The organism is Sinomonas sp. RB5 (assembly GCF_054063535.1).
Genome location: NZ_JBSSGJ010000008.1, coordinates 133,222 through 157,064 on the forward strand (window position 1 = coordinate 133,222; position 23,843 = coordinate 157,064).

The following is a 23,843-nucleotide window of genomic DNA, read 5'->3' on the forward strand; positions in this document are numbered from 1 at the left end:
CCTTCGTGGGGCTGTGGTCGTGTGGAGCGGCGGGATGCCGGACCCGGGTCAGTTCGGCAGGCGCACCGGCATGACGAGGTAGCGGTAGTCGACCTCGTCCTCGCCGTCGAGCTCCCGCTGGGCGGTGATCATGGCCGGCTTCGGGGCACTCGTGAACGAGAACCGCACAAACGGCGTCTCGATCACGGCAAGGCCCTCGATGAGGTAGTGCGGGTTGAACGCCACGGTGATCGCCTCGCCGTCGAGCTTCGCCTCGAGCTCCTCGGAGGCCTGGGCGTCCTCGCCTGTGCCCGCGTCGAGGGTCACGAGGCCGTCGGTGAACGCGAGGCGGACCGGGGTGTTGCGCTCGGCGACGAGCGAGACACGGCGCACGGCCTCCACCAGTTCCTGGGTGGCGACCACGGCGTGGATCGGGGTCGACTCGGGGAAGAGGGACCGGATCTTGGGATAGTCGCCGTCGACCAGGAGCGAGGTCGTGGTGCGGCCGCCGCTCTCGAAGCCGATCAGCCGCGAGTCGTCGTCTGCCAGGGCAAGGCTCAGCTCGCCGGAGCCGCCCAAGGTCTTGGCGACCTCGCTGAGGGTCTTCGCCTTCACGAGGGCGGCGGTGGAGGTGCCGGGGCTCGCGGGATTCCAGGGGATCTCGCGCATCGCGAGGCGGTAGCGGTCGGTGGCGAGCAGGGTGATGAGCTCGTTCTCGATCTCCATCCGCACGCCGGTGAGGATGGGCAGGGTGTCGTCCTTGCTCGCGGCGATCGTCACCTGGGCGACGCCCTTGGCGAATGTGTCGCCGGAGACGGAGCCGAGGATGGCCGGGAGCCCGGGAAGGGGCGGGTACTCGGCCTCGGGCATCGTGGCGAGGTGAAAGGAGCTGCGGCGGCACGTGAGGGTGACCTTGGTGCCGTCCGTCTCCACGTCCACGGGAGCGGCGGGGAGGCTGCGGCAGATGTCCGCGAGGAGTCGTCCGGAGACCAGGATGGTGCCCTCTTCGCGGATCTCGGCGGGGATCTCGAGGCGTGCCGACGTCTCGTAGTCGAAGCTGCTCAGGCTGACGACGCCGTCATGCGCCTTGAGCAGAAGACCGGCCAGGACAGGCACAGGGGGACGCGGAGAGAGCGAGCGGGCCGCCCAGCTCACGGCCTCGGTGAGGACATCCCGTTCGACTCGGAACTTCACGGACGCGTTCCGCCTTTCATCGCTGTCTCATTGGCCGCGGGGGCACACGTTCAGGGGTGCCGGCCGGGTCCGGCCAGGGCCTCGGTTCGAGGCGGCGGACCCACAGCAAGCGTTGAGCACAGCTTAGCCCCATGGGCGCCGACGGGTTCAAGCCAGCGGCGTCGGTGCTGCCGGGCTTCCGGTCCGGGTCGGGTGCTGTCCGGGCGGGGAAGGGCAACTGTTGGCTAACGAGTCTGAAGATTCTTGTAATTGGTGGTGTTAATAAGTGCTGTGGAAACTGTGGATAACCGCCTGTGGCCGCGGCCTGCCGCGGAACTGGGCTGTTCATCCGGTGTTGATCCGGCAGGGAGAGCCTGAGGGCGGACTGTGGATCCCCGGATTCGTGTCGTTCGGGCTCTCCACAGCGGTCCTGGGGGTTTTAAGCCCATGCGGCCGGGATGTGCACTTAAGCATCCACAGGGTTGTCCACAGCCGCCTGTTAATAAGGCACGCGCGGGCGCGAGGCCCCTGCGGGCTAGAGTCCCCGCTGGGCCTGCTTGATCTTGTTCGTCAGCTCCGTCACCTGGTTGTAGATCGCGCGGCGCTCCGCCATCAGCTCGCGGATCTTGCGGTCGGCGTGGATGACCGTGGTGTGGTCGCGGCCGCCGAGCACCTGCCCGATCTTCGGCAGGGACATGTCCGTGAGCTCGCGGCACAGGTACATGGCGATCTGGCGGGCCGTCACGAGCGTGCGCGTGCGGGACTTGCTGTTGAGCTCCTCGACGGTGAGCTTGAAGTACGCCGCGGTCTCCGTGAGGATCTGCTCCGACGTGATCTCCAGTGCGGACTCGTCGGTGATGAGGTCCTTGAGCACCATCTCGGCCAAGGCCACGTCGACGGGCTGCTTGTTGAGGCTCGCGAACGCCGTCACGCGGATCAGGGCACCCTCGAGCTCGCGGATGTTCGCCGAGATGCGGGACGCGATGTACTCGAGCGCGTCATCCGGCGCGGAGAGGCCCTCGCTGTTGGCCTTCTTGCGGAGGATCGCAATACGCGTCTCGAGGTCCGGCGGCTGGATGTCCGTCAGGAGGCCCCACTCGAAGCGGGACTTCATCCGGTCCTCGAAGCCGTGCAGGGCCTTGGGCGGCTGGTCCGAGGTGATGACGACCTGCTTGTTGCTGTTGTGCAGGGCGTTGAACGTGTGGAAGAACTCCTCCATGGTTCCCGTGCGGCCGGCGAGGAACTGGATGTCGTCGATCAGGAGCAGGTCCACGTTCCGGTACGTGGTCTTGAAGCTCGTGCCCTCGTCGTCGCGGATGGAGTTGATGAAGTCGTTGGTGAACTCCTCCGAGTTCACGTACCGCACGCGGATGCCGTTGTAGAGGCGGCGTGCGTAGTGGCCGATCGCGTGCAGGAGGTGCGTCTTGCCGAGGCCCGAGTCGCCGTAGATGAACAGCGGGTTGTAGGCCTTGGCCGGAGCCTCGGCGACCGCGACGGCCGCCGCATGCGCGAAGCGGTTCGAGGCGCCGATCACGAAGGTGTCGAACACGTACTTGGGGTTGAGGCGGCTGACCTCCTGCGACGTGCTCGGCGGCGTCGGCGCGGGGCGCAGCTCCTCCCGGATGCTTTCGCGGATCTCGGGGCGCTTGACCGGCTCGAACGTCTCGGCCCGCACGGGCACGAGGTCGGTGTCGACGTCGATTGCGCACCGGATGTCCTCAGAGAAGACCGAACGGAGCGCGTCGTCGAGGGCGGACTTGACCTGCCCCTGCAGGACCTCGCGGGTGAGCTCATTGGGGACGGCGACGAGGAGGGTCGAGCCGATGAGCCCCTGGGCCTGGGCCAGCGAGACGAATCCGCGCTGGCGCGGCGAGACCCGGTCGTCCTCCTCGAGGAGGCGCACCACGCGGCGCCACGAACTGCCAAGGGTGTTGGCTTCGTTGGCTTCCTCTGGTCCCATGTGCTCCTCTACCTGCCTGCTTCGCTTCTCACGCCCTCGCTGCCCTCGCGTTCGTGACGCGACGATGACCGGGGGCGAACCGGACGCGGGCAGGGAGGCGTTTCATCCCCCCGTCAGTGCGCCCGCATCCTCTGAACCGCTTGTTTCATCCACAGGGATACCCACAGACGTGGAGGAGGGCACTGGGACAGCCTAGATGATGGGACAACCCAGAAGATAGCTGGCATCGGAGGCCCGAGGAATTACACTGGTGAAGTTCTCGGCGGGGGCCGCGCCGGGGCGCTGTCCACAGGCCTGTGAGTGGAGTTGGCCACAGCTGGGGACAACCTCATCACGGGGGATCTTGGCCGCACGGGCGCGGCCAGGGACCCGCACGGCGAATTGACGCCGCCCCTTGCCGTGCCCTAACGTCGTTAAGTCCTTTGTGTCTGCCTACTTCTCCTGTCGCATGCCCTCGGCACGCCCCACGCACAGCCCCTCCGGGTGCCCGTGCTGCGGATGCCGGCATGAGGCGCGGCGGGGGCGGCAGGCCATGAATACATAGCGTCCGCCAGCACTTCGACCCGTCCGGCAGACGCGCTCGATCTACTGGAGTGAGAGAAGTGAGCAAGCGGACTTTTCAGCCGAATAACCGCCGTCGTGCCAAGAAGCACGGTTTCCGTCTGCGCATGCGCACCCGCGCCGGCCGCGCCATCCTGGCTGCGCGCCGGTCCAAGGGCCGCGCTGAGCTCTCGGCCTGAGTCCTGACTCGGCCGGGTCGGATCGCGGGCACGCGCTGATGGCGGACTGATGCTCGCCGCGGCCCACCGCCTGCGCTCCGGCGCGGACTTTACGCATACCGTACGTTCCGGCGTCCGCCAAGGGCGCCGGAACGTCGTGCTGTATGCGGCCCCCACTGGCGAGCGGGCGAGCCGGTTCGGTTTCATCGTGTCCAAGGCGGTGGGGAACGCAGTCACACGCAACCTCGTTAAACGGAGGCTGAGGGAGGCCGCCGCCTCGACGGTGCGCGTGCGCCCTGTCGGACTCGACGTCGTGGTCCGCGCCCTCCCCGCGTCGTCGACGGCGAGCTGGGACGACCTCAGCACGGACTACGAATCGGCGCTCGGCGCAGCCCTGCGCCGCCTCGAGCGGGGCACCGGCCCCGACGGGGCCGCCGGACGGGAGAGGACAGCGGATGGCAGCGGTGGCTGAGATGCCCGCCGGCGCGCGGCGACCGGCGGCCGTCAGGTGGGCGGCCGGCGTCGGCCGTTTCGTCTGGACCCTTCCGCAGCACGTGCTCATCCTGCTGCTGAAGGTCTACCGCGCCGTCGTGTCACCCCTGTACGGACAGGTGTGCCGGTTCTTCCCCTCCTGCTCGGCGTACGCCCTCGAGGCCGTCACCGTGCACGGCGCTGTGCGAGGATCGTATCTGGCGGTGCGCCGGCTGGCCCGATGCCATCCCTGGAACGCCGGGGGCATCGATCCGGTCCCGGAGGGCCACCGCCATTGGCCCGAGGACCGCATCCCGCGGATCGTCGTGCTGAACCACCCGGACCGCTTCTGGACCGACGGTGCTGGCCCCGCAGGCCCGCGCCCCAACGACACGAGTAACTGACATGAGGAACAGGGAAAACGCATGGACCCTCTAGGGACAATACTTCTGCCCTTCGAGTGGCTGGTCTCCTTCGTCATGGTGGCCTTCCACGAGGCCCTGTCCTTCATCGGCCTGCCCGCAGCGAGCGGCTGGACCTGGACGTTCTCCATCATCGGGCTCGTCCTGGTGATCCGCGGCGCGCTGATCCCAGTCTTCGTCAAGCAGATCAAGGCCCAGCGCGGCATGCAGCTGCTGCAGCCAGACCTCCAGAAGCTGCAGGCGAAGTACAAGGGCAAGACCGACCAGCTCTCGCGCCAGGCCATGGCCCAGGAACAGATGGCGCTCTACAAGCAGCACGGGACCAACCCGTTCTCCGCCTGCCTCCCCATGCTGATCCAGATGCCGTTCTTCTTCGGGCTCTTCCGGGTCCTCTCGGGGATCAGCAACGCCCAGGCGAACAACACCGGCATCGGTGCGATGACCCATGACCAGGTCGAGCAGTTCCACAACTCGAGCATTCTGGGGGCACCGCTCTCCGCGTCGCTGCTGCACGGCGGTGGGGGCGACGCGGTCGCCGTGGCCATCCTCTCGATCCTCATGATTGTGGCGATGACGGCCTCGCAGTTCATCACCCAGAAGCAGATCATGGCCAAGAACATGTCCGAGGCGGCCATGGCCAGCCCGTTCATGCGCCAGCAGAAGATCCTGCTCTACATCCTCCCGCTCGTCTTCGGCATCGGCGGCATCAACTTCCCGATCGGCGTCCTGATCTACTGGACGATCTCCAACCTGTGGACCATGGGCCAGCAGTTCTACGTGATCCGCCGGATGCCCGCTCCCGGTTCGCCTGCCGCTCGGGCCCTCAACGAGCGCAGGGCCGCGAAGGGCCTCGCCCCGATCGACGTCACCACGGGCAAGGTCATGCGGCCCGAGGACATCCCGCCGCCGCCGGAGCCCAAGACGCAGCGCCAGCAGCCGCAGCGGAAGAACAGGAAGAAGAAGTCATGACCTCCGAGAGCACTGCCGTGAACGTTCCCGAGGACCACGACGCCGAGGACGCCGCCTCCCAGACGCCGCTCAGCCGGCTCGAGGAGGAGGGCGACGTCGCCGCCGACTATCTGGAGGAGCTCCTCGACATCGCCGACATCGACGGCGACATCGACATCGAGGTCCGCAACGGCCGGACCTACCTTTCTGTGGTCGGGGATGACGAGGCCGAGGGGCTCGACACCCTCGTCGGGGCCGACGGTGAGGTCCTCGAGGCCCTCCAGGAGCTCACGCGCCTCTCCGTGCTCTCGGCCACCGGGAACCGCTCGCGGCTCGTCCTGGACATCAATGGATACCGCGGGGAGCGGTCCGTGCGGCTGCAGGAACTCGCCGAGACGGCCGTCGAGCGGGTCAAGGCCGGCGAGACGACGGTCCACCTCGACCCGATGAGCTCCTACGAGCGGAAGATCGTGCACGACGCCGTGGCCGAGCTCGGGTTCGTCAGTGAATCCGAGGGTGAGGGCGCCGCTCGGCACATCGTCGTCTCGGCCGACTGACGACGTGGCCGAGAAGTCACCCGCTGAGGCCGCCGTCGACGGCGTGCCCGAGCTGGTCGGGAACGATCTGGCCGCTGCCGAGCACCTGTTCGGCGACCGCCTCGACCTCGCGCGCCGCTACGTGCGCCACCTCGCCACGTCCGGCCTCGAGCGCGGCCTGATCGGTCCGCGGGAGGTCCCGCGGCTGTGGAGCCGGCACGTGCTCAACTGTGCTGTCATCGAGTCCGAATTCCCCGAGGGCGCACGCGTCGCAGACGTGGGGAGCGGGGCCGGGCTGCCCGGCCTGTGCCTTGCCATCGCACGGCCTGACCTTCACCTGACGCTCATCGAGCCGCTCGAGCGGCGTGTGCACTGGCTCGAGGAGGTCGTCGCCGACCTGGGCCTTGCCAACGTCGCGGTGCTCCGGGGACGGGCCGAGCAGGTTGCGGGCGAGGTCGACGCCGATTTCGTCACCGCCCGAGCCGTGTCCGCGCTCGCGACGCTGGTGCCCATGACGCTCCCGCTGCTGCGCGGGTCCGGCACGCTGGTGGCGATCAAGGGACGCAGTGCCGCGGAGGAAGTGGAGAAGGCCGCCAAGGCCATCCGGAAGTTCAAGGGCCACTCCGTAGACGTGCACACCGTGGGCGAGAGCCTGCTGGAGGAGCCGACGACTGTCGTGAGGATCGATGTCGGCGAGGCCTGAACTCCCGCGGGAGGACGGGTTGAACCGTTAGTCTAGGGAGAGGCAATCGACGCGAATCGAGAGTGAGTTGACAGTGACCAGTGGCGAGACGTCGGCCCAGCGCATACCTCCCTTTTTGACGCTGGGGTCTGCACGCGCCACGGCCAGCGGCCCCACGGAAACCGGTCCGCAGCCGCCCTCGGTCCCGGCCGAGCTCTTGGCTGCGCCGAAGGGCGATGCCCAGTCCTTCCTCCAGAACCTCGATGAGGGCAGCCCGATCGCGAGCCAGCTCGCGAGTGAGGCGCGGCGCCGCGAGAGGCTCAGTGGACGCACGCTCCGCCGTCCTGACAACACCCGCGTCTTCACGGTGTCGAACCAGAAGGGCGGGGTCGGCAAGACCACCACGACCGTCAACATCGCCGCGGCCCTGGCCTCTGCGGGCATGCAGGTCCTGGTGATCGACATCGACCCCCAGGGCAACGCGTCGACGGCCCTCGGCATCGAGCACCATTCGGAAGTCGAGAGCATCTACGACGTCCTCATCAACGATGCCCCGCTGAACGACGTGGTGGCACCCTGCCCCGACGTGGAGAACCTGGTCTGCGCGCCCGCGACGATCCACTTGGCGGGCGCCGAGATCGAGCTGGTCTCGTTGGTCGCACGCGAGCAGCGTCTGCGCCGTGCCATCGACAACTACGCCGCCGAGCGCCAGAAGGCTGGGCTCGAGCGCCTGGACTACATCTTCATCGATTGCCCGCCGAGCCTGGGCCTCCTCACGGTCAACGCCTTCTGCGCGGCGACCGAGGTACTCATTCCGATCCAGTGCGAGTACTACGCCCTCGAGGGACTGAGCCAGCTGCTCAAGAACATCGAGATGATCCAGAAGCACCTCAACGCGGACCTGCGCGTCTCCACGATTCTCCTCACCATGTACGACGGCCGGACGAACCTCGCGGCCCAGGTGGCCTCCGAGGTGCGCGAGCACTTCCCCGAGCAGGTCCTGGAAGCAGTGGTGCCGCGTTCTGTCCGGATCTCGGAGGCTCCCAGCTACCAGCAGACCGTGCTGACCTACGATCCGACGTCGACCGGTGCACTGTCCTACCTCGAGGCCGCGGCCGAGATCGCGGAGCGCTAGCTCGTTGGCGGGTCACCAGTCTCGCATCACCTCTGAACAGCCAGTGCCCGGGCGAACGGGCTCAAGGGAGGAAACCGCTATGAGCGAGAAGCGCCGAGGACTCGGCCGGGGTTTGGGAGCCCTCATCCCGAGCACGGCACCGGCTAGCGGCTCGACGACGCCGTCGCGCCCCGTTGACCTGTTCTTCCCCGACACCGGGCGGCGGTCCGCCGAGGAAGCGCAGGAGCAGGGGGAGTCCCTCGGCACCGCTGCAGAGGTTCCGGCCGAGAAGCCGGCTGTTGACCGTGGAGGCCAGGGCGCCGAGAAGCCCTCGACCTCGCAGTCGTCCTCCAGCGCTCCGGAGGCTGAGAACGAGGAGGGCCGTCGGGGCTCTGTCCCCGACGAGGTGGCCCCGCCGCAGGCCAAGGCGCCCCGGAGCCGGTCGAGGCGCGCGCAGACGGAGGATGAGCTGGACCTCGTCGAGGTGCCGGGGGCACAGTTCGCCGAGATTCCTGTGGACGACATCCACCCGAACCGGAAGCAGCCCCGCACGGTCTTCGACGAGGAAGACATGGCCGAGCTGGTGCACTCGGTGCGTGAGATCGGCATCCTCCAGCCGATTGTTGTCCGGAAGTCAACCGAATCCGGTAGCGAAAGCTACGAACTGGTCATGGGTGAGCGCCGCTGGCGCGCGGCCAAGGCCGCGGGGCTGGATGCGATTCCCGCTATCGTCCGGGACACCGGTGACGATGCGCTCCTCCGCGATGCGCTCCTCGAGAACCTCCACCGGAGCCAGCTGAATCCGCTCGAAGAAGCTGCCGCCTATCAGCAGCTGCTCGAGGACTTCGGAACTACGCATGAGGAACTTGCCGATCGCCTCGGCCGCTCGCGTCCGCAGGTCTCAAACACCATCCGGCTTCTGCGCCTGCCTCCCCTCGTCCAGCGCCGAGTGGCGGCTGGGGTGCTCAGTGCTGGCCATGCTCGAACTCTCCTTTCTCTTCCGGATGACGCCGCAATCGAGCGCATGGCGCAGAAGATCGTCGCCGAGGGGCTGTCAGTGCGTGCCACCGAGGAAGCCGTCGCGCTCTACCAGGAGCCGCAGGACGCTCGCCGTACGTCTGCTCGGAACAATGCGCGCCACGAGCGGCTCGATTTCCTGGCGTCCAACCTTGCCGATCGTCTCGACACCAACGTCAAGATCACCCTCGGTGCACGCAAGGGGAAGGTCAGCATCGAGTTTGCCTCGGTGGAAGACCTCAACCGGATCATGACGCTCATCAGCCCCGAAGAGGAGTGATCCTCCGACCGCCAGCGAGGGCTGAGCGGAACTGCTGCTTGATCGGGGCCTGTTTCACGTGAAACAGGCCCCGATCCTTTGCACGCAGCGCCGGCAGGAAGCTGCAGCCGTTGGTGGGTGGACGCGGAACGTCCCCGCGGCCTCTGCAGGTGTCGCTCGACAGCCTGAATCAAGTGCACGGATCTGCGCATCGCTGCCGGAGGTTTGCGCATCGAGCGCCAATGCACAAGCCCGCGCCCAGGGCGTGAGCTGCGGGCGCATCGCGCATTGCACGACGCATGCGCTTCCGGGAATCGGGTAGAGTGCGGCTGAATCGCCAGCACGTCACGGGGAATACTGTGACAATCCTTCAGATCTGTGGATTCAAAGACCCCTCCTGAAGGTGGTGCTGGGAGCAGCGAAGGACGGGAGGCGGGGGACAACTTCTAGAGTCGGACCCCACGCAACCCGTTGGCGTCTCGGGCACCGCGTATTCGTCGCGCGCGCCCACTTCCGCGCGGCCCAAGAATCTGTGTCCACGAGGCCCAAGCAGTGCCCCCCCGCGAGCTTGATCCCTTTCTGCGGCGGCGGCGCTGTCGGCCACACTGCAAGAGAAATCCACTTGCCTAAGAGGCGGTGTTGCCGCGTTTCCTTGGAGGACGATCGTGGGGGTGCCATTTGCTGTGGTCGGAACCCCTGTTGGCTCGCGCGTGTTCGCAAGCGCGATGCCAAGAACCAGGTGGTGTGCGGGCGAATCGCCAGTACGTCGTGGGAAGTGCGATGATTCCGCTTCGAACCTGCGGATTCGAAGTAAGGGTTACCGTCATTGTGGTCGCCTCGGAACCGCGGACACCGAGACGCCGCTCAAGGTCGACGTCCTTAAAGGGGGTACGCACTCGGCTTTCGAATTCCGCCGTGGCCGACACTGGGTGCCGGTTCACGACAGGGCCTGTCAGCACAGCGATACCCGGCAAGAGGGAATCGTTGCGGACCCACGAGAGCCGCGGGTCGGACGCAGAGCTGTCGTCGGACTGCGCGCGCTATGGCCCTTTGGCACTGCTACCGGTGTTTCACGTGAAACGATGCACCCATGTCGTCCCCAGGACCCCTCCGTTGGGAGGCGGGGTGTGACGCCGATCGACAGTCCTGGCGGCTGGCCGAGAGCGGGAGGCAGGCCCTATACCCGCTATGCCTGACCTGGGCTCGTTCGAAACCTGGCCCTAGCCCCCGTGGCCATGGTGGCACTTCGGCCATACCGGTCCCGGCGCGGTTCGAGAGACGGCACGGGACGGATTCGACTCGCGCTGCGGTTGGCCAGACAGTAACGCCTGCGAGCCGCGTCAGCGGGCGTGATCTGCCTCTTCGTCACTCTCTGGTCATGGGAAGGACCCGTGCTACCTCGAACGGAGGCCTTGGCCGGCGGGGAAATCGTGGCCGGCACTTTCCGAAGAGGCTCGACGCGAGCTCGTTGTTCACGACGTGATCGGGCGCTTCGGTGTGCCGGCGCAGGGAGGTGTTTCACGTGAAACCAGCGACTTGGGACTCGTCTCCCGCGCCGAGGGGCAGGCGCCGGTCCAGGCCCGCGCGAGCAGTACGACTGCGATATGTACAGCCCGGGCCGCGCCAGCTCGCCGGGGTGGCGTGGGTTGTTAGAGGCCGCCCGGTTGCGGGTTCGTGCGGGTTTGTGATGTGCAGAGACGGCAGACGTCCGAGCACCGTGTCGGCTCGTAGGGCCTCTCCGAGCTACCCACTAGCCTCGGGCTCGAGCAGTCATGGCGGCGTAGGCTGGCCGATCATGCGCGGCCGCTCGGGTCGGCCAGACTTCCGTACCGCTGCCGTTTCCGCGACTGGTCGAGCTGGGGCTGCCGGGGTGCCAGGGACTCGACAGCGCGCATCGGGGTACTCAAGCGTGCGGGGGGCTCCGCAGGCGAGCAGCGATTAGACAGAGTGGATGAGCGAGAGCCCTGTGGGCCACAGCGGACGGTCGAGGTTCGACCCGGTCGGTGGCCGGCCCCAGCTGTGCGCACTGGCGGTCGCGGCGGTGTCCGTTGCCAATGGGCCACCCAGGCGCACGAGATCGCCTGTGGATATCCCTGTGCGGATCTCGAAGCCGTCGACGTCGAGCCTGTGGATAACGGTGGGGATAAGTGCTGTGGATCTGCGACGTCCGTGGCGGTGGGCGGAGACATGTGTATAGCGCCGGCGTGGAAGGTGCGGGCTGGGGTCCTTTGTGTTCATGCAATGATCGCGTCGTCGCGGTATCCAGGCCCGGCAGTGAGTAAGCCCAGGCGCTCCGATACGTGATCCAATGGATGAGTGGGGGCTGAAATCAGCCGACTCCGGCCGAGTTTTGTGGGCGACGTCGGGTGCTTCGTCGCTGGAGGTCGACGGCGGCTGCGAATTGGTGCCCACAACGAGTCCACGCCCGGAGGGGACAATGCCGCTTGCTCTCCTTGCCTCAGCTGGTAACGTCGCGCGCCAGCACAGCGCGGCAGAACCGGCTGTGGATATTGCCTGTGGATAACCCTGTGGAGTACTGGGCTGTGGGTTGGGTTTGGTGTGGATAACCCGGGCGCCTGTACCCATGGATGGGCGTTCCACAAGCTGCCGGCCCGGCCGTAAGGAGAGGCGTCGTTTCACGTGAAACCATAGGCGCGGTGTTTCACGGGAAACAGAGACAGCGCCCTGCGCACCCTTTCGCGTCCCTGACGTGGCCACGACCCTTCCTCACGCCTGCCACTCAAGGGCGACGCCTCGTCGCCGTACGCATCTGGGGTGCCGCCCCGTAGCGGGGCCAGTCTGCCGACCGGGCCCGGGCGAACGCGGGCGCTGCTGTCCGTCGCAACGCTGGGCAAGGTGCACGGACCGTCCTCGCGAGCGGCACGTCTCCGGGCGAGCGCCCCAGCACAGGACTGGGGCGTTCGAAGACCGAACATCGACAGACTGTTTCGATGCGGCCGCCCTTGCCGCGTTCGGGCGTGTCCCAAGTCGTCGAGAAACCGTGATGACGATCGGCTAGGGCATCGACCGGCTCTGTGAGGGAACCGACGCGTCTGCCCGTCGATCGGCGCGGATTTGGCATCTAGTAGAAGTCTCGCTGGCCTACAGACCGTAACTGCTGCCGGGGGGTCAGCAGCGATCCATCGCCGGCAGCTGGTGTAGATCGTCGGACCGGCCCATCACCGCCGCCTGCGAGGAAGCGCTATGTTGTCCGGTACATGAGCCGGGGACGACCGTCGATCGTCTACGGGCGTCTGGAAGACCGACGGGCGCACTTCTAGTGAAATCTCGTCCATTGCAACGCGTGACTAGCGCGACGCGGGTGAGATTGCGTCCGATGCTGCGGCCCGCTCACGCTCCTGGTCGAGAATCCAAAATCGTCGGCTCACGACGCAACGACGGCGGGCCGCGAATCTGTCCAGAGGGCATGCGGCGTAGCGAGCACCCCGTTTCCGCCACGTGAACGTTCCTGCTGGCCGGTGGTGCTCGTGTGTCGGCAGTTACAGGTAAGCGGATAGGAGTAGGTGGTGACACGAAGCGATCCGCTGCAAACACTAGCCGTTCAGGGTATTGCCAACCTGCAGGTCCTGAGTTTGCGCTGATTTCAATGCTGACCGCTGTCCGTCCGTGGGATCTGATGCCCCCGGGGTGCGGGTCCCAAGGTATGGTTGCGGCGTTGTATCGGCGGAATTGCGGTTCCGTGGTGGCCCCACCATGCAGCCTGGTCACTTGGGCTTTAGGGGCTGCTGTCGATGTGGGATTAGCAGGACCACCTCGATAGGAGGTGTCTCTTTCTACGGAAAATCCTCGGCGCGGGCTTCTCAACAGCGGGCACACGACGGACCTTCGTTTCACGTGAAACAGCGGTCGGAACAGCCTGGGCGATCGGGCTTCCGGGTGAATAGGACGCGCAAGCAGGGATGTGCGAACGCGGTGCTGCGAGGATGAGAGCCGCGCGTGCGTCGATTGTCGGCTCGCGCGCCTCATAGGGGCGCGAGCTGGTCTACGACGGCAGCGGCGTTTCACGTGAAACACCGACGACCCGCACTAGCGCGTGCAATGGAGAACGTGTGCGGGGCAGCGTTGCATAAGAAAAGGGGGAGGACGCCTCTTGGCGTCCTCCCCCCAGCATCGCAGCTGCGGAAGCCAGTCCTACTTCGCGAGGACCTCGTTCCACTCCTTCTCGAAGTACTGCTTGGGCCGGGCGCCGATGACGGTGCCCGTGACTTTGCCCTTCTCGAACAGGTACACGGCGGGGATCGATGTGATCCCATACTCGGCGGCAATGTTCGGGTTGTTGTCGACGTCCACCTTCACGACATCCACCTTGTCGGCGTATTCGACGGAGATGTCATCGAGGATCGGGCCGAGTTTGCGGCACGGTCCGCACCATTCGGCCCAGAAGTCCACAATGATAGGCTTCTCGGACATGAGGACCTTGTCAGTGAACTCGGCGTCAGTGACGTTCTTGGCGTTGCTCATCTCTTCTGATCCGATCTCTAGGGTGGGTCTCAGGACTGTGCTGCGAGGGAGCGGGCCTCGACGTCGGCCAGGTAGTGTTCGACGTCGAGAGCGGCGACACAACCCGAACCGGCTGCCGTGATGGCCTGACGGTAGGTGGGATCCACAACATCGCCGGCGGCGAAGACGCCCGGGATGCTCGTCTTCGAGGACCTGCCCTCCACGGCGATGGTGCCCTCGGGAGTGAGCGCGAGGACGTCCTTGACCAGGCTCGTCCGCGGATCGTTGCCGATCGCCACGAAAACACCGGTCACTGCGATCTCGGACTCGGTACCGTCCACGGTGCTCTTGAGCCGGAGGCCCGTGACCTTGTCAGCGCCGATCACGTCTGCAACCGCCGAGTTCCACACGAAGGTGATCTTCTCGTGGGCGAGCGCACGGTCCGCCATGATCTTGGAGGCGCGCAGGGAGTCACGGCGATGAACCACAGTGACCGAGCGGGCGAACTTCGTGAGGAAGAGGGCCTCCTCCATGGCCGAGTCGCCGCCGCCGATCACGGCGATGTCCTGGTCCTTGAAGAAGAAGCCGTCGCACGTGGCGCACCAGCTCACTCCATGGCCCGACAGCCGCTTTTCGTTGGGGAGACCGAGCTCGCGGTAGGCGGAGCCCGTCGCGATGATCACGGTGCGTGCCCGGTAGGTCTCACCGCTGGCCAACGTCACGGACTTGATCTCGCCCTCGAGCTCGAGCGACTCGACGTCTTCGAACTCGATCTGTGCGCCGAACTTCGAGGCCTGCTGCTCGAACTTGTCCATGAGCTCGGGACCCTGGACTCCCTCGGGGAAGCCGGGGAAGTTCTCCACCTCGGTGGTGTTCATGAGCTCACCGCCCGCGGTCACGGAACCAGCAAAGATCAACGGATTAAGGTTGGCTCGCGCGGTATAGATTCCGGCGGTGTACCCCGCGGGACCCGATCCGACGACGATGACGTCGCGGATCTCTGCGCTTGTCTCTGCAGTGCTCACGGAGTGCGTACCTCTTCCTTGGCATTCAACGGTTGGCGTCAGCATCCACAACACGCCGATGGATATCGATATTCCGGGACGCTGTCTGGTCCAAGGGTACCCATGGGGCCGGGGCACATCCCAAGCAGGGGTCACACGCACCCGTGAAACAGTGGAGGGCCCCGGGTGTGACCCGGGGCCCTCCACGACGTGCGTGCGGAGCGGCCGCTACTCGACCTTGATCTCAGCGAGGCGCAGCCCGTACGGGTACTGCGTCTTGGGAGCGGAGAGCCGGGGCAGCGCATTGATCTGGATGATCACGTACTGTGCGGTCGGCGAGCCGCTGACCGGCACCGACACCTGCGGCCCGGTGAAGGACGTGGTCCCAGCGAGGGCGGCTCCGCTGAGGCTCGGCTGGCTGTTGGTGTAGATGCTCAGGTTGCCGCCCGATCCTCCGGACTGGATGAGGGTGACCTGCTTGATCTGGGCGGGGTTTGCGAGCTTGACCGAGAGGGCGACGCTCTTGGTGAATCCGCCCCAGTCCTCCCGCGCGAACTCCATGTCGGACCAGTAGGTCGCGGTGTTCCCGTCAAAGGTCAGCGGGAGCCTGCTGTCGAAGGCGTTCGCGAAGGAGAGCTCCTCCGGGTTGAGTCGGGTGACCGAGTCGATGGCCGGGGGCGCCGCAGGGGCGGTCGGCTCGGCCGAGGCGGACGCGCTCGGCTCCTGGCTGGCGGTCGGCTGCTGGCTGGCCTGGCCGGTGCTCGCGGTGCCGCCCTGCTGCGGCTGGAACAGCCCTCCGAGGGTGGTGAAGGCGAAGATGAGCGCGGCGATGAGCACGACGGCGAGCACCCCGCCGACGAGCCAGGGCATCGAACGTGGGCGCGTCGACTCGTCGTCCTCGTAGTCGCCATCGTCGGTGGCGGGCGACGACGGCCTGACCGCCGCCGGCAGGAATGGCGCGGCGCCGGCGGACGGCTGCTGCTGGCGCGGCTGAGGCTGCACGGCCGGCCTCTGCTGCGGAGCGGCGGCGGTGGGGGCCCCGCCCGAGGCGTCCCGGTTACCGGCTGACGACCAGGGCGTGACCTTCGGCGATGCGGCCTCCGAGGCAGGCTCGGCCGCGGCACCCGCACCTGCGCCCGCGGCGGCACCCGCAGCCGCGGCACCGAAGGCCTGGGTGGACGTGTCCGCCGAAGAGGACGGCGTGCCGGCCGAGCGCGGGGGTGCCTGCGGAGGCGGCGGGACCGCCCCGGGTGCGCTGGCGCCCTGCGCCGTACGCGGCTGCTGCTGCGTGGGCCGGTCCTGCACCGGGGGGAACCCGCCCGACTCGTACTGCTGGTGTTCCCGCCGGGCCGCAGCTGCCGCAGCTGCCGCAGCAGCCGCGCCCGCGGCCCCAGCGGCCGCCGCGCCAGGAGCACCCCCAGGAGCACCGCCGCCGTGGGCACCCTGGTCCTCGGGATGCTCCGGCTCGCCGTAGTCGTCGTAGCGGATGTACTGGTCGGGACGGCCAGGGTCGACCATGCCGTCGTACGTCTCGGGCTCGCGGGACCGCGACTCGCCGAAGATCTCGCTGCCGAGGGTGTCGGTGAAGAACGGCTCGACGTACGGCGTCTCCTGCGGGACGATCAGGTCGAGCAGGTCCGCGGGCGAGGTGTGGTTCGTGATGAGGTACGTGGAGCCGTGGCTGATCCCGAGATCCAGCACCTGCACGGCCCCGTGCCGCTCGCCCATGGCCACCTCGCGGGCGCTCTGGGCCAGCTGGTCCGCGTTCGAGGGCCCGGCAACGAGAATGCTCACGGGCCGGTTCAGGACCTGGTCCACGCCGCCGAGGACAAGATCGCTCTCGTGGGACGTCACGATCGAAGACGTGACTTTGTACCGCCCCCCGAGCACGGTGCCGACGTCGATGGACTGGGCCACGGATACCTCCTGGTCGCTGGCGCGGGCACGACCGGTGGCCGCGCTTGTGCTGCTAGTGATCCTAGCGGAAGGGGCTGTCAAGCCTCGGGGCGGTGGTGGTCCGACTCGTCGGGGAAGTGCGGATTCTCTCCTGGCGGTCCCTGGAACGTGTGGCGCCCCGGGATCCTCTCGACGGGCGCCGTGGCCGGCCTGGCCCGGTACATGACCGGGTCGAACTGGCCCGAGATGCGCGGGATGATGCCGGTGTCATCCGAGATCGTGGTGAGGGCGGCGGTGATGGGCGCCTCGGTGCGCTCCGGCTGGGAGCCGGCGGCAGCGGCGCCGTCGTGCGCCGGGACGGGCGACGGCGGGGCGCCGCCGCCTTGCGCGAACCGCCCGCCGAGGCGTCCGAGGATCGGGCCGAGCAGGTCCTGCACCTCGCTGACGCGGAAGAGCCGCAGCAGCACGAAGTAGACCACGAGCATCGGCACGGCGATGATCACAATCGCCGCGAGCGCCGCCCAGTTGGAGCTCCAGATGAAGCCGCTCGGGTTGTAGCCGCCGAGCAGCCCGACGGCGAGGGCCCCCACCAGGGCGGAGCCCGTCGCCGCGTAGCCCATCCGGATGTACGAGCGGGCGACCGTGGGCCCGTCGAGGTGGCCGAGCTGCCGGCGGAGGTAGTGGCTGCTGAGGACCACGGAGAGGATGTTCCCGACCGTGTAGAGGCCGGCGATCGAGAAGATGATGTACCGCGGCGGCAGGAACTGGATCGTGAACGCACCCACCACGTTGAGGATCGCGAGCCACAGCTGGATCTTGAACGGGGTCCGCGCATCCTCCTTGGCGTAGAAGACGCGGGCCATCATGAAGTTCGCGCTCATGAACGGCGTGCTGAGCGCCAGGATGCTCAGGGTCTGGGCGAGCATGACGCCGTCCGACGCGCGGCCGCCGGAGAAGAACATGCCCAGCGGCGCGGCCAGCGCGAACAGGGCGAGGGCCGCGAAGACCGTTGCGACGGCCATGGTGCGCAGGCCGTGCGAGAGCGCCTCCCGGACGCCGGCACGGTTCCCCGCCTGGGACGCCTCGGTCATCCTGTTGAACAGCACCGTGGCCAGGGACAGGGCGATGATCGAGTGCGGCAGGAGGTACAGCTGCGACGCGATCTCGAGCACCGTGTTGCCGGGGACCTGCTGCCACAGGGGATTGCCCGCCTCCTGGAGCCGCTCGCGCTCGGCGCCCGGCTGGGACGCGACCCTCATGACGTACAGGAACGTCAGCTGGCCCACCGCGGTGGTCGCCAGCGTCCAGATGCCCAGCTTCGCGGCGGCACCGAGGCCCACGCCCCGCCAGCCGAAGCGCGGAGCCAGGCCGAGCCTGAGCTTCAGGACCGGGATGAACAGCAGTGCGGTCTGGATCGCGACGCCGATCGTGGACACCGCAGCGATGAAGAAGGTGTGGGCGCTGGTCCAGTTGTCGAGGCTGTGGGGATTGCTCCGGTTCGCCCCGAAGATCCACACGAACATGCCCAGGCCGCTGATCGCGACGATGTTGTTCACGATCGGCGCCCACATCGCCGGCCCGAAGGCGCCGTGCGCGTTGAGCACCTGGGTCAGGAGGGCGTAGAGCCCGTAGAAGAAGATCTGCGGCAGGCACCAGTAGGCGAAGACGGTCGCGAGGGCCAGCTGCTGGGGGCTGTACCCGGAGGTGGTCAGCTGCATGACCCACGGCGCGGCCACCGTGACGGCGGCCGTGAGCACCAGCATGACGATCACGCCGAGGGTGAGGAGGCGGCTGATGTAGTCCGCCCCGCCGTCTGCGGCCTTGCTGGCCTTGATGATCTGCGGGACCAGGACGGAGTTGAACACGCCGCCGGCCACGAGCAGGAAGATGAGGTTCGGGAGGTTGTTCGCGTTGACGAACGTGTCCGCCACGGTCGAGCCGAGGCCGAGGGCGAGGATCAGCATCCACGAGCGGATGAAGCCGAGCGCCCTCGAGACCAGGGTGCCGGCCGCCATGATCGCGCTCGAGCGGGCCTCGGAGGCGGGTGCGGACTTGGGTGACGCCACGGCCTGCCTCACGAGAGGAGGTGCTCGGGCAGCACCTCGCGCGCCAGGTCCGCGATGCGGCGCTCATTCGGGAAGGACAGGCGCCGGGTGAGCTCCGAGATGGGGATCCACGCGACGTCGACCGCCTCGTGGTCGGGGTCGTTCTCGATGGTCAGGTTCCCGCCCACCGCCCGCAGGAGGTAGTGGTGCACGGTCTTGTGGACGCGGTGGCCCGTGACGGTGAACCAGTAGTCGATGCTGCCCAGCGGGGCGAGGATCTCACCGGAGATGCCCGTCTCCTCGCTGATCTCCCGGATCGCCGCGCGCTCGTTCGACTCGCGTCCCTCAGGGTGGCCCTTGGGCAGGCACCACTCGAGGCGGCCGCCTCGGTTGAGCCGGGCGATGATCGCCACCGGGAGGTTGGGGTCCGCCGTGTCCACGACGACCCCGCCCGCTGAGACCTCTTCAACGGTAGGGAGGGACGAGGGATAGGCGTGCCCGGCCGGGGCGATGTGCGGCCCGACGGCCGACGGCAGGGGCGCACTCCTCCTCTTCTGAGGATCGCTCGGCAACGGGATGACCATGCAGTCCACTCTAACCAACGAGCCCCGGCCGGGACGGCACCGGGGGCGCGGAGCGCGCACGCGCCGGGATCTGCCAAGCTTTAAGGACTATGGCAGCAGATGACACGGCAGCGCACGGGCCCCAGTTCGAGGTGGACCCGGTGGTCCTGGAGCTCGGGCGGAGGTTCGCCGAGGCGGGATTCGAGCTCTCGCTCGTGGGCGGTCCCGTGCGCGACCTCTTCCTCGGCCGCACGTCCCCGGACCTGGACTTCACGACCGATGCGACGCCGGATGAGACGCTCTCCGTGGTGAAGGGGTGGGCGGACGCCCACTGGGACATCGGCCGTGAATTCGGCACGATCGGTCTGCGCAAGGGCAGGCACCAGATCGAGGTCACGACCTACCGGGCCGAGGCCTACGACTCCGCCTCGCGCAAGCCCGAGGTGGCCTTCGGCACGAGCCTCGAGGCGGACCTCGGCCGGCGCGACTTCAGCATGAACGCGATGGCCCTCCGCCTGCCCTCGCTGACCCTCGTTGACCCGTTCGGCGGCCTGGCGGACCTGCGTGCCGGGATCCTGCGGACGCCGGGCACCCCCGAGCTGTCCTTCTCCGACGACCCCCTGCGCATGATGCGCGCCGCCCGCTTCGCCTCCCAGCTGCGCGTGGGGGTGGCCCCCGAGGTGCGCGCGGCGATGGCCGGCATGGCGGAGCGGATCACCATCGTCTCGGCCGAACGCGTGCGCGACGAGCTCGTGAAGCTCGTCAACGGCGCCGAGCCGCGCACCGGCATCGACCTGCTCGTCGAGACTGGCCTCGCCGAGCACGTGATTCCCGAGGTCCCCGCGCTGCGCCTCGAGGCGGACGAGCACCACCGCCACAAGGACGTGTACCACCACTCGCTCACGGTGCTCGAGCAGGCTGCCGAGCTCGAGACGGGACCCGACGGTGCCGTGCCCGGCCCGGACTTCGTGCTGCGGTTCGCTGCGCTGATGCACGACGTCGGCAAGCCGGCCACGCGCCGCTTCGAACCGGGCGGCGGGGTCACCTTCCGCCACCACGACGTCGTGGGGTCGAAGCTCGTGAAGAAGCGCATGAAGGCCCTGCGCTTCGACAATGACACGATCAAGGCCGTGGCGCGGCTCGTCGAGCTGCACATGCGCTTCTATGGGTACGGCGAGGCCGGGTGGAGCGACTCGGCCGTCCGGCGCTACGTGACCGACGCCGGCCCCCTCCTCGAGCGCCTGCACCGCCTCACCCGCTCCGACGTCACGACGCGGAACCAGCGCAAGGCGGACCGCCTCGCGTTCGCCTACGACGACCTCGAGCGGCGCATCTCGGAGCTGGCAGAGCAGGAGGAGCTCGCGTCGATCCGCCCCGATCTGGACGGGCAGCAGATCATGGCGATCCTGGGCGTGCGCCCCGGGCCCCTCGTGGGCCGCGCGTACAAGTTCCTGCTCGAGGAGCGCATGGAGCATGGCCCCGCCTCCGAGGAGGAGGCGCGCGAGCGCCTGCTCGCGTGGTGGGCGCAGCAGCCCGAGTCGGCATCAGCAGCAGAGAGCGTCGAGAGCAAGGAGCACTAGTGGACGGGATGGGCCTTCCGGGCATGGAGGACTTCGGTCTCACGAGGCTGTGGCTCCTGCGCCACGGCGAGACCGAATGGTCCAGGAGCGGGCAGTACACCGGGCTGACCGATCTTCCGCTCACGCGGGTCGGCGAGGACCAGGCCCGCGCAGCCCGGCGGGCGCTCGACGGCATCCACTTCGGCCTCGTGCTCACCTCACCCCTGGTGCGGGCGCGCCGGACGGCGGAGCTCGCCGGCTTCCCCGAGGCGCAGCCGGAGCCCAATGCCGTCGAGTGGGACTACGGCGACTACGAGGGCGTCCGGTCCGCCGACGTCCGCGCCGAGAACCCGGACTACCTCATCTGGAAGGACGGCGTGCCGAACGGCGAGGCGCTCGAGCACGTCGGGGAGCGCGCCGACAGGATCGTCGAGCGGGTGCGCACCGCCGGCGTCGACAACGCCCTCGTGGTGGCGCACGGCCACTTCTGCCGGATCCTCGCAGCACGCTGGCTCGGCCTGCCCGCGTCCGCCGGGCGCCACTTTGTGCTCGGCACCGCGAAGGCCTGCCGCCTGGGCTGGGACAAGAGGACGCCGGCCGTCGAGGCCTGGGGGCTCTGAGCGGCGGCCCGCGCGGGAAGCTCGGAATTCTTTCAAAGAATCCTGCTTTTCTGCTTGCGGTTTATCGCCGGCAGTGGGTATTTTATGGATGCACGGCTTTTTCGAGCCGTTCCCGAAGCAGTTGCCCAAAGACCTACTGGCGAAGAAGGAGGCTGGACCGATGATGATGACCAAGGTTCTCTACCGTGGTTGGACCGCGTTTGCGATGGGCGGTCATCGCGGCCTCCTGCCGGTCTCTGGCGCCTGCAGCGCCTGATCCCTCGGCCAACCGGCCCTCACGCCGCGTCTCCTCAGTGAGTACCGCCTTCTAGGTGGCACCCCCGGGGCCGTGGCGCGGGCCGTTCGTGGAGATCAGTACGCCCGGCGTGCCTGACGGGCCGTCCGGAGCCGTCGCCGCGCTTCCTTTCCCCGCCGTCCCCGGCGCCCTCCGTGGGCCTTGCGACGGCGGCACGTCCTGTGGACCCCTGATATTCCACAGGTCATTCCCGCCCTGACAATTCCCCTGCATTTCTGCGGGCGAATTGCGCTGCGGAATTCACCGTTATCCCTTTCGGCGATAACCCCTGTCCTTTCGTCGCCCGCCGGCGACGGTCCGCCAGGCCGCGCCCTGCCGCGCTGCCCCCTGCCCTGGAGCTCCCATGCCCTCGCGCACCCCGCTGCCCCTGACCGACACCGAATCCCTGCGGGCCGAGCGCACGGCGGCCCGCCCGCCGTCGTCCGCCAGCGTGCCCCCGCAGCCCCAGACCGCCCCCGAGGAGGTGACCCCCGTGGCCCATCGCATCCGCCGCGCCCTGCGCGCCCTCGGCCTGGCCCGGATCGACGCGGAGCGCATCGACGCCCACCGCGACGCCGTCCAGCGCGAACTCGTGCTCTCGCGGCCGGTCCTCTGACCCGGCCCGCCCCCGTGCTGGGGCGGCCCGCCCAGCCAGCCGGTAGGCTCGAGGCCATGGTGGTGCGCTCCGACGAGAAGCCCGAAGCACGGCAGGCGGTCATCTCGCCGACCCGCAACGACCCCCTCCTCCACACGCTCTCCGAGGCCGTGGGCGGGCCCCTCGGCGAGCACGCCGCCCCCGGGATCATCCGCAGCGGATTCTGGACCCCCGAGCGGGTGCTCGTGGTCCTGACCGTGCTTGTGGCGGTGCTCGGCGTGGTCCTCAAGGGCTACTGCAGGGTCAACGGCTGGACCACCCCGCAGCACTTCTACGCCACCTGCTACTCCGACTTCCCGGTCCTGTTCAAGGAGCGGGGGCTCGCCGACGGGGTCCTGCCCTTCCTCAACGCCAACGCGCCGTTCGAGTACCCGGTGCTCACGAGCCTCATCGCCGGCCTCACCGCCCTCCTCGTGCCGGGGACCGGGAACACCGAGGCGCGGGCCACCGGCTACTTCGACGTGAACGCGGTGCTCGTGGCCGTGATGTGGATCGTTGCCGTCGTCGTGACCGCCCGCTCGAACACGCGGCGCCCCTGGGACGCCGCCATGCTCGCCGTGGCCCCCGGGGCCATCCTGGCCGGGTTCATCAACTGGGACATGTGGCCGCTCGCGCTGCTGGCGATCGGCATGTACGCGTTCGCCCGCCGGCAGCCGCTGTGGGCCGGGGTGTTCATCGGCCTCGGCGCGGCCACGAAGCTGTACCCCGTCCTCGCCCTCGGGGCCATCCTGCTCCTGGCCGTGCGCACCGGAAGGTACCGGCCCCTGTGGCTCACCCTCGGGGGAGCCGTGGGCACATGGCTCCTGGCCAACCTGCCGTTCATGCTCCTCGACCTGCGCGGCTGGCTGTACTTCTTCACCTTCACGCGGGACCGGCAGCCCGGCTTCTCCTCGGCGTACTACGCCTACAACCTCGTGGCCGGCCGGCTGCGCTGGGCCGCGCTCGACGCACCGGCCGTCAACGCGATCGCCGCCGTCTCCTTCGTCCTCGCCCTCGTGCTCATCGCCTTCGTGGCGCTCCACGCCCCACGGCGTCCCCGCCTCGCCCAGCTCGTGTTCCTGCTGGTGGCCGCGTTCATCCTCACCAACAAGGTCTACTCCCCGCAGTACGTCCTGTGGCTCATCCCGCTGCTCGCGCTCGCCCGGCCACGCTGGCGCGACTTCCTCGTCTGGATGGCCGTCGAGGCCCTCCACTGGTGGGCGGTGTGGATGTACCTCGGTGCGATCACGAGCGGGGGCCCGGCCACCAACAACATCGACTCGCCCTACTACGTGGGCGCCGTCCTCGCGCACATGGGTGCGGTCGCCTACCTCTGCGTGCGGGTGGTCATGGACATCTACGAGCCGGGCGGCGACCCTGTCCGCCGCAGCCGCCAGGACGACCCCCAGGGCGGCGACTTCGACCACGCCCCGGATGCAGTCACGGTCCGCTCCCTCGCGCGCCGGGCGGCTCCTGCGCCCGCCGCAGCGGGCCGGTGACCTCCCGC

19 protein-coding genes are annotated in these 23,843 nt (G+C 68.3%); 12 read left to right on the forward strand and 7 right to left on the reverse strand.

All coding sequences use genetic code 11. The features are described 5' to 3' along the window. Positions 1-48: 48 nt before the first annotated feature. Both dnaN and dnaA read right to left on the reverse strand, forming a co-directional pair. Positions 49-1,173: a DNA polymerase III subunit beta gene (gene dnaN / locus ACVWWH_RS11320; protein WP_066494070.1), complete on the reverse strand. Its 1,125-nt coding sequence runs from the start codon at positions 1,171-1,173 to the stop codon at positions 49-51. Between the two features lie 514 nt (positions 1,174-1,687). Then, on the reverse strand, positions 1,688-3,112 hold the full coding sequence (gene dnaA, locus ACVWWH_RS11325; RefSeq protein WP_066494069.1) for a chromosomal replication initiator protein DnaA: 1,425 nt from the start codon (positions 3,110-3,112) through the stop codon (positions 1,688-1,690). A gap of 602 nt (positions 3,113-3,714) precedes the next feature. On the opposite strand from dnaA, the gene rpmH reads away from it, so the two are divergent. The 8 genes from rpmH to ACVWWH_RS11365 all read left to right on the forward strand — a co-directional run bounded on the left by rpmH (position 3,715) and on the right by ACVWWH_RS11365 (position 9,301). Then, positions 3,715-3,852 (forward strand): 50S ribosomal protein L34, encoded by a 138-nt coding sequence (rpmH, locus tag ACVWWH_RS11330; RefSeq protein ID WP_084249685.1) that lies wholly within the window; start codon positions 3,715-3,717, stop codon positions 3,850-3,852. A gap of 49 nt (positions 3,853-3,901) precedes the next feature. Beyond that, the gene (rnpA, locus tag ACVWWH_RS11335; protein WP_066501736.1) at positions 3,902-4,303 is read left to right on the forward strand and encodes a ribonuclease P protein component; all 402 of its coding nucleotides are present in this window, start codon (positions 3,902-3,904) and stop codon (positions 4,301-4,303) included. Continuing rightward, entirely contained in the window at positions 4,287-4,706 is a 420-nt protein-coding gene (yidD, locus tag ACVWWH_RS11340; RefSeq protein WP_457316647.1) for a membrane protein insertion efficiency factor YidD, read from the forward strand. The genes rnpA and yidD overlap by 17 nt, the downstream gene beginning before the upstream one ends. 21 nt (positions 4,707-4,727) lie before the next feature. Next, positions 4,728-5,693: a membrane protein insertase YidC gene (gene yidC, locus ACVWWH_RS11345; RefSeq protein WP_066501734.1), complete on the forward strand. Its 966-nt coding sequence runs from the start codon at positions 4,728-4,730 to the stop codon at positions 5,691-5,693. Further along, positions 5,690-6,229, forward strand: coding sequence for a Jag family protein (locus tag ACVWWH_RS11350; RefSeq protein ID WP_066501733.1), 540 nt, complete (start codon positions 5,690-5,692; stop codon positions 6,227-6,229). The genes yidC and ACVWWH_RS11350 overlap by 4 nt, the downstream gene beginning before the upstream one ends. 43 nt (positions 6,230-6,272) lie before the next feature. Then, positions 6,273-6,911: a 16S rRNA (guanine(527)-N(7))-methyltransferase RsmG gene (rsmG, locus tag ACVWWH_RS11355; RefSeq protein WP_066502988.1), complete on the forward strand. Its 639-nt coding sequence runs from the start codon at positions 6,273-6,275 to the stop codon at positions 6,909-6,911. A gap of 196 nt (positions 6,912-7,107) precedes the next feature. Next, on the forward strand, positions 7,108-8,025 hold the full coding sequence (locus tag ACVWWH_RS11360) for a ParA family protein (RefSeq protein ID WP_371326638.1): 918 nt from the start codon (positions 7,108-7,110) through the stop codon (positions 8,023-8,025). A gap of 79 nt (positions 8,026-8,104) precedes the next feature. Next, entirely contained in the window at positions 8,105-9,301 is a 1,197-nt protein-coding gene (locus ACVWWH_RS11365) for a ParB/RepB/Spo0J family partition protein (RefSeq protein WP_457316648.1), read from the forward strand. A 4,131-nt stretch (positions 9,302-13,432) separates the two neighbouring features. Here the strand turns inward: ACVWWH_RS11365 and trxA are convergent. From trxA to ACVWWH_RS11390, 5 genes are all read right to left on the reverse strand, one after another. Continuing rightward, positions 13,433-13,762 (reverse strand): thioredoxin, encoded by a 330-nt coding sequence (gene trxA / locus ACVWWH_RS11370; RefSeq protein WP_457316649.1) that lies wholly within the window; start codon positions 13,760-13,762, stop codon positions 13,433-13,435. 29 nt (positions 13,763-13,791) lie between these two features. Continuing rightward, entirely contained in the window at positions 13,792-14,766 is a 975-nt protein-coding gene (trxB, locus tag ACVWWH_RS11375) for a thioredoxin-disulfide reductase (RefSeq protein WP_457316650.1), read from the reverse strand. A 207-nt stretch (positions 14,767-14,973) separates the two neighbouring features. After that, entirely contained in the window at positions 14,974-16,662 is a 1,689-nt protein-coding gene (locus ACVWWH_RS11380; RefSeq protein ID WP_457316651.1) for an ABC transporter substrate-binding protein, read from the reverse strand. 77 nt (positions 16,663-16,739) lie between these two features. Continuing rightward, positions 16,740-18,707 (reverse strand): murein biosynthesis integral membrane protein MurJ, encoded by a 1,968-nt coding sequence (murJ, locus tag ACVWWH_RS11385; RefSeq protein WP_457316652.1) that lies wholly within the window; start codon positions 18,705-18,707, stop codon positions 16,740-16,742. An 8-nt stretch (positions 18,708-18,715) separates the two neighbouring features. Next, on the reverse strand, positions 18,716-19,222 hold the full coding sequence (locus ACVWWH_RS11390; RefSeq protein WP_066502983.1) for an NUDIX hydrolase: 507 nt from the start codon (positions 19,220-19,222) through the stop codon (positions 18,716-18,718). A 137-nt stretch (positions 19,223-19,359) separates the two neighbouring features. Here ACVWWH_RS11390 and ACVWWH_RS11395 point away from each other — a divergent pair, with 137 nt between their 5' ends. The 4 genes from ACVWWH_RS11395 to ACVWWH_RS11410 all read left to right on the forward strand — a co-directional run bounded on the left by ACVWWH_RS11395 (position 19,360) and on the right by ACVWWH_RS11410 (position 23,835). Then, on the forward strand, positions 19,360-20,829 hold the full coding sequence (locus tag ACVWWH_RS11395) for a CCA tRNA nucleotidyltransferase (protein ID WP_457316653.1): 1,470 nt from the start codon (positions 19,360-19,362) through the stop codon (positions 20,827-20,829). Between the two features lie 8 nt (positions 20,830-20,837). Next, entirely contained in the window at positions 20,838-21,428 is a 591-nt protein-coding gene (locus ACVWWH_RS11400) for a histidine phosphatase family protein (RefSeq protein ID WP_457316694.1), read from the forward strand. A 638-nt stretch (positions 21,429-22,066) separates the two neighbouring features. After that, the gene (locus ACVWWH_RS11405; RefSeq protein ID WP_457316654.1) at positions 22,067-22,318 is read left to right on the forward strand and encodes a hypothetical protein; all 252 of its coding nucleotides are present in this window, start codon (positions 22,067-22,069) and stop codon (positions 22,316-22,318) included. Positions 22,319-22,374: 56 nt separating this feature from the next. Next, the gene (locus tag ACVWWH_RS11410) at positions 22,375-23,835 is read left to right on the forward strand and encodes a glycosyltransferase family 87 protein (protein ID WP_457316655.1); all 1,461 of its coding nucleotides are present in this window, start codon (positions 22,375-22,377) and stop codon (positions 23,833-23,835) included. The last annotated feature ends 8 nt before the right edge of the window (positions 23,836-23,843 follow it).

Excerpts from the sequence above, each read along its gene's own strand:
- trxA (WP_457316649.1), bottom strand. The coding sequence starts at position 13,762 with ATGAGCAACGCCAAGAACGTCACTGACGCCGAGTTCACTGACAAGGTC.
- rnpA (WP_066501736.1), top strand. The coding sequence starts at position 3,902 with ATGCTCGCCGCGGCCCACCGCCTGCGCTCCGGCGCGGACTTTACGCAT.
- ACVWWH_RS11400 (WP_457316694.1), top strand. The coding sequence starts at position 20,838 with ATGGGCCTTCCGGGCATGGAGGACTTCGGTCTCACGAGGCTGTGGCTC.
- yidC (WP_066501734.1), top strand. The coding sequence starts at position 4,728 with ATGGACCCTCTAGGGACAATACTTCTGCCCTTCGAGTGGCTGGTCTCC.
- ACVWWH_RS11350 (WP_066501733.1), top strand. The coding sequence starts at position 5,690 with ATGACCTCCGAGAGCACTGCCGTGAACGTTCCCGAGGACCACGACGCC.
- yidD (WP_457316647.1), top strand. The coding sequence starts at position 4,287 with ATGGCAGCGGTGGCTGAGATGCCCGCCGGCGCGCGGCGACCGGCGGCC.
- ACVWWH_RS11395 (WP_457316653.1), top strand. The coding sequence starts at position 19,360 with ATGGCAGCAGATGACACGGCAGCGCACGGGCCCCAGTTCGAGGTGGAC.
- ACVWWH_RS11365 (WP_457316648.1), top strand. The coding sequence starts at position 8,105 with ATGAGCGAGAAGCGCCGAGGACTCGGCCGGGGTTTGGGAGCCCTCATC.
- ACVWWH_RS11410 (WP_457316655.1), top strand. The coding sequence starts at position 22,375 with ATGGTGGTGCGCTCCGACGAGAAGCCCGAAGCACGGCAGGCGGTCATC.
- ACVWWH_RS11405 (WP_457316654.1), top strand. The coding sequence starts at position 22,067 with ATGCCCTCGCGCACCCCGCTGCCCCTGACCGACACCGAATCCCTGCGG.
- dnaA (WP_066494069.1), bottom strand. The coding sequence starts at position 3,112 with ATGGGACCAGAGGAAGCCAACGAAGCCAACACCCTTGGCAGTTCGTGG.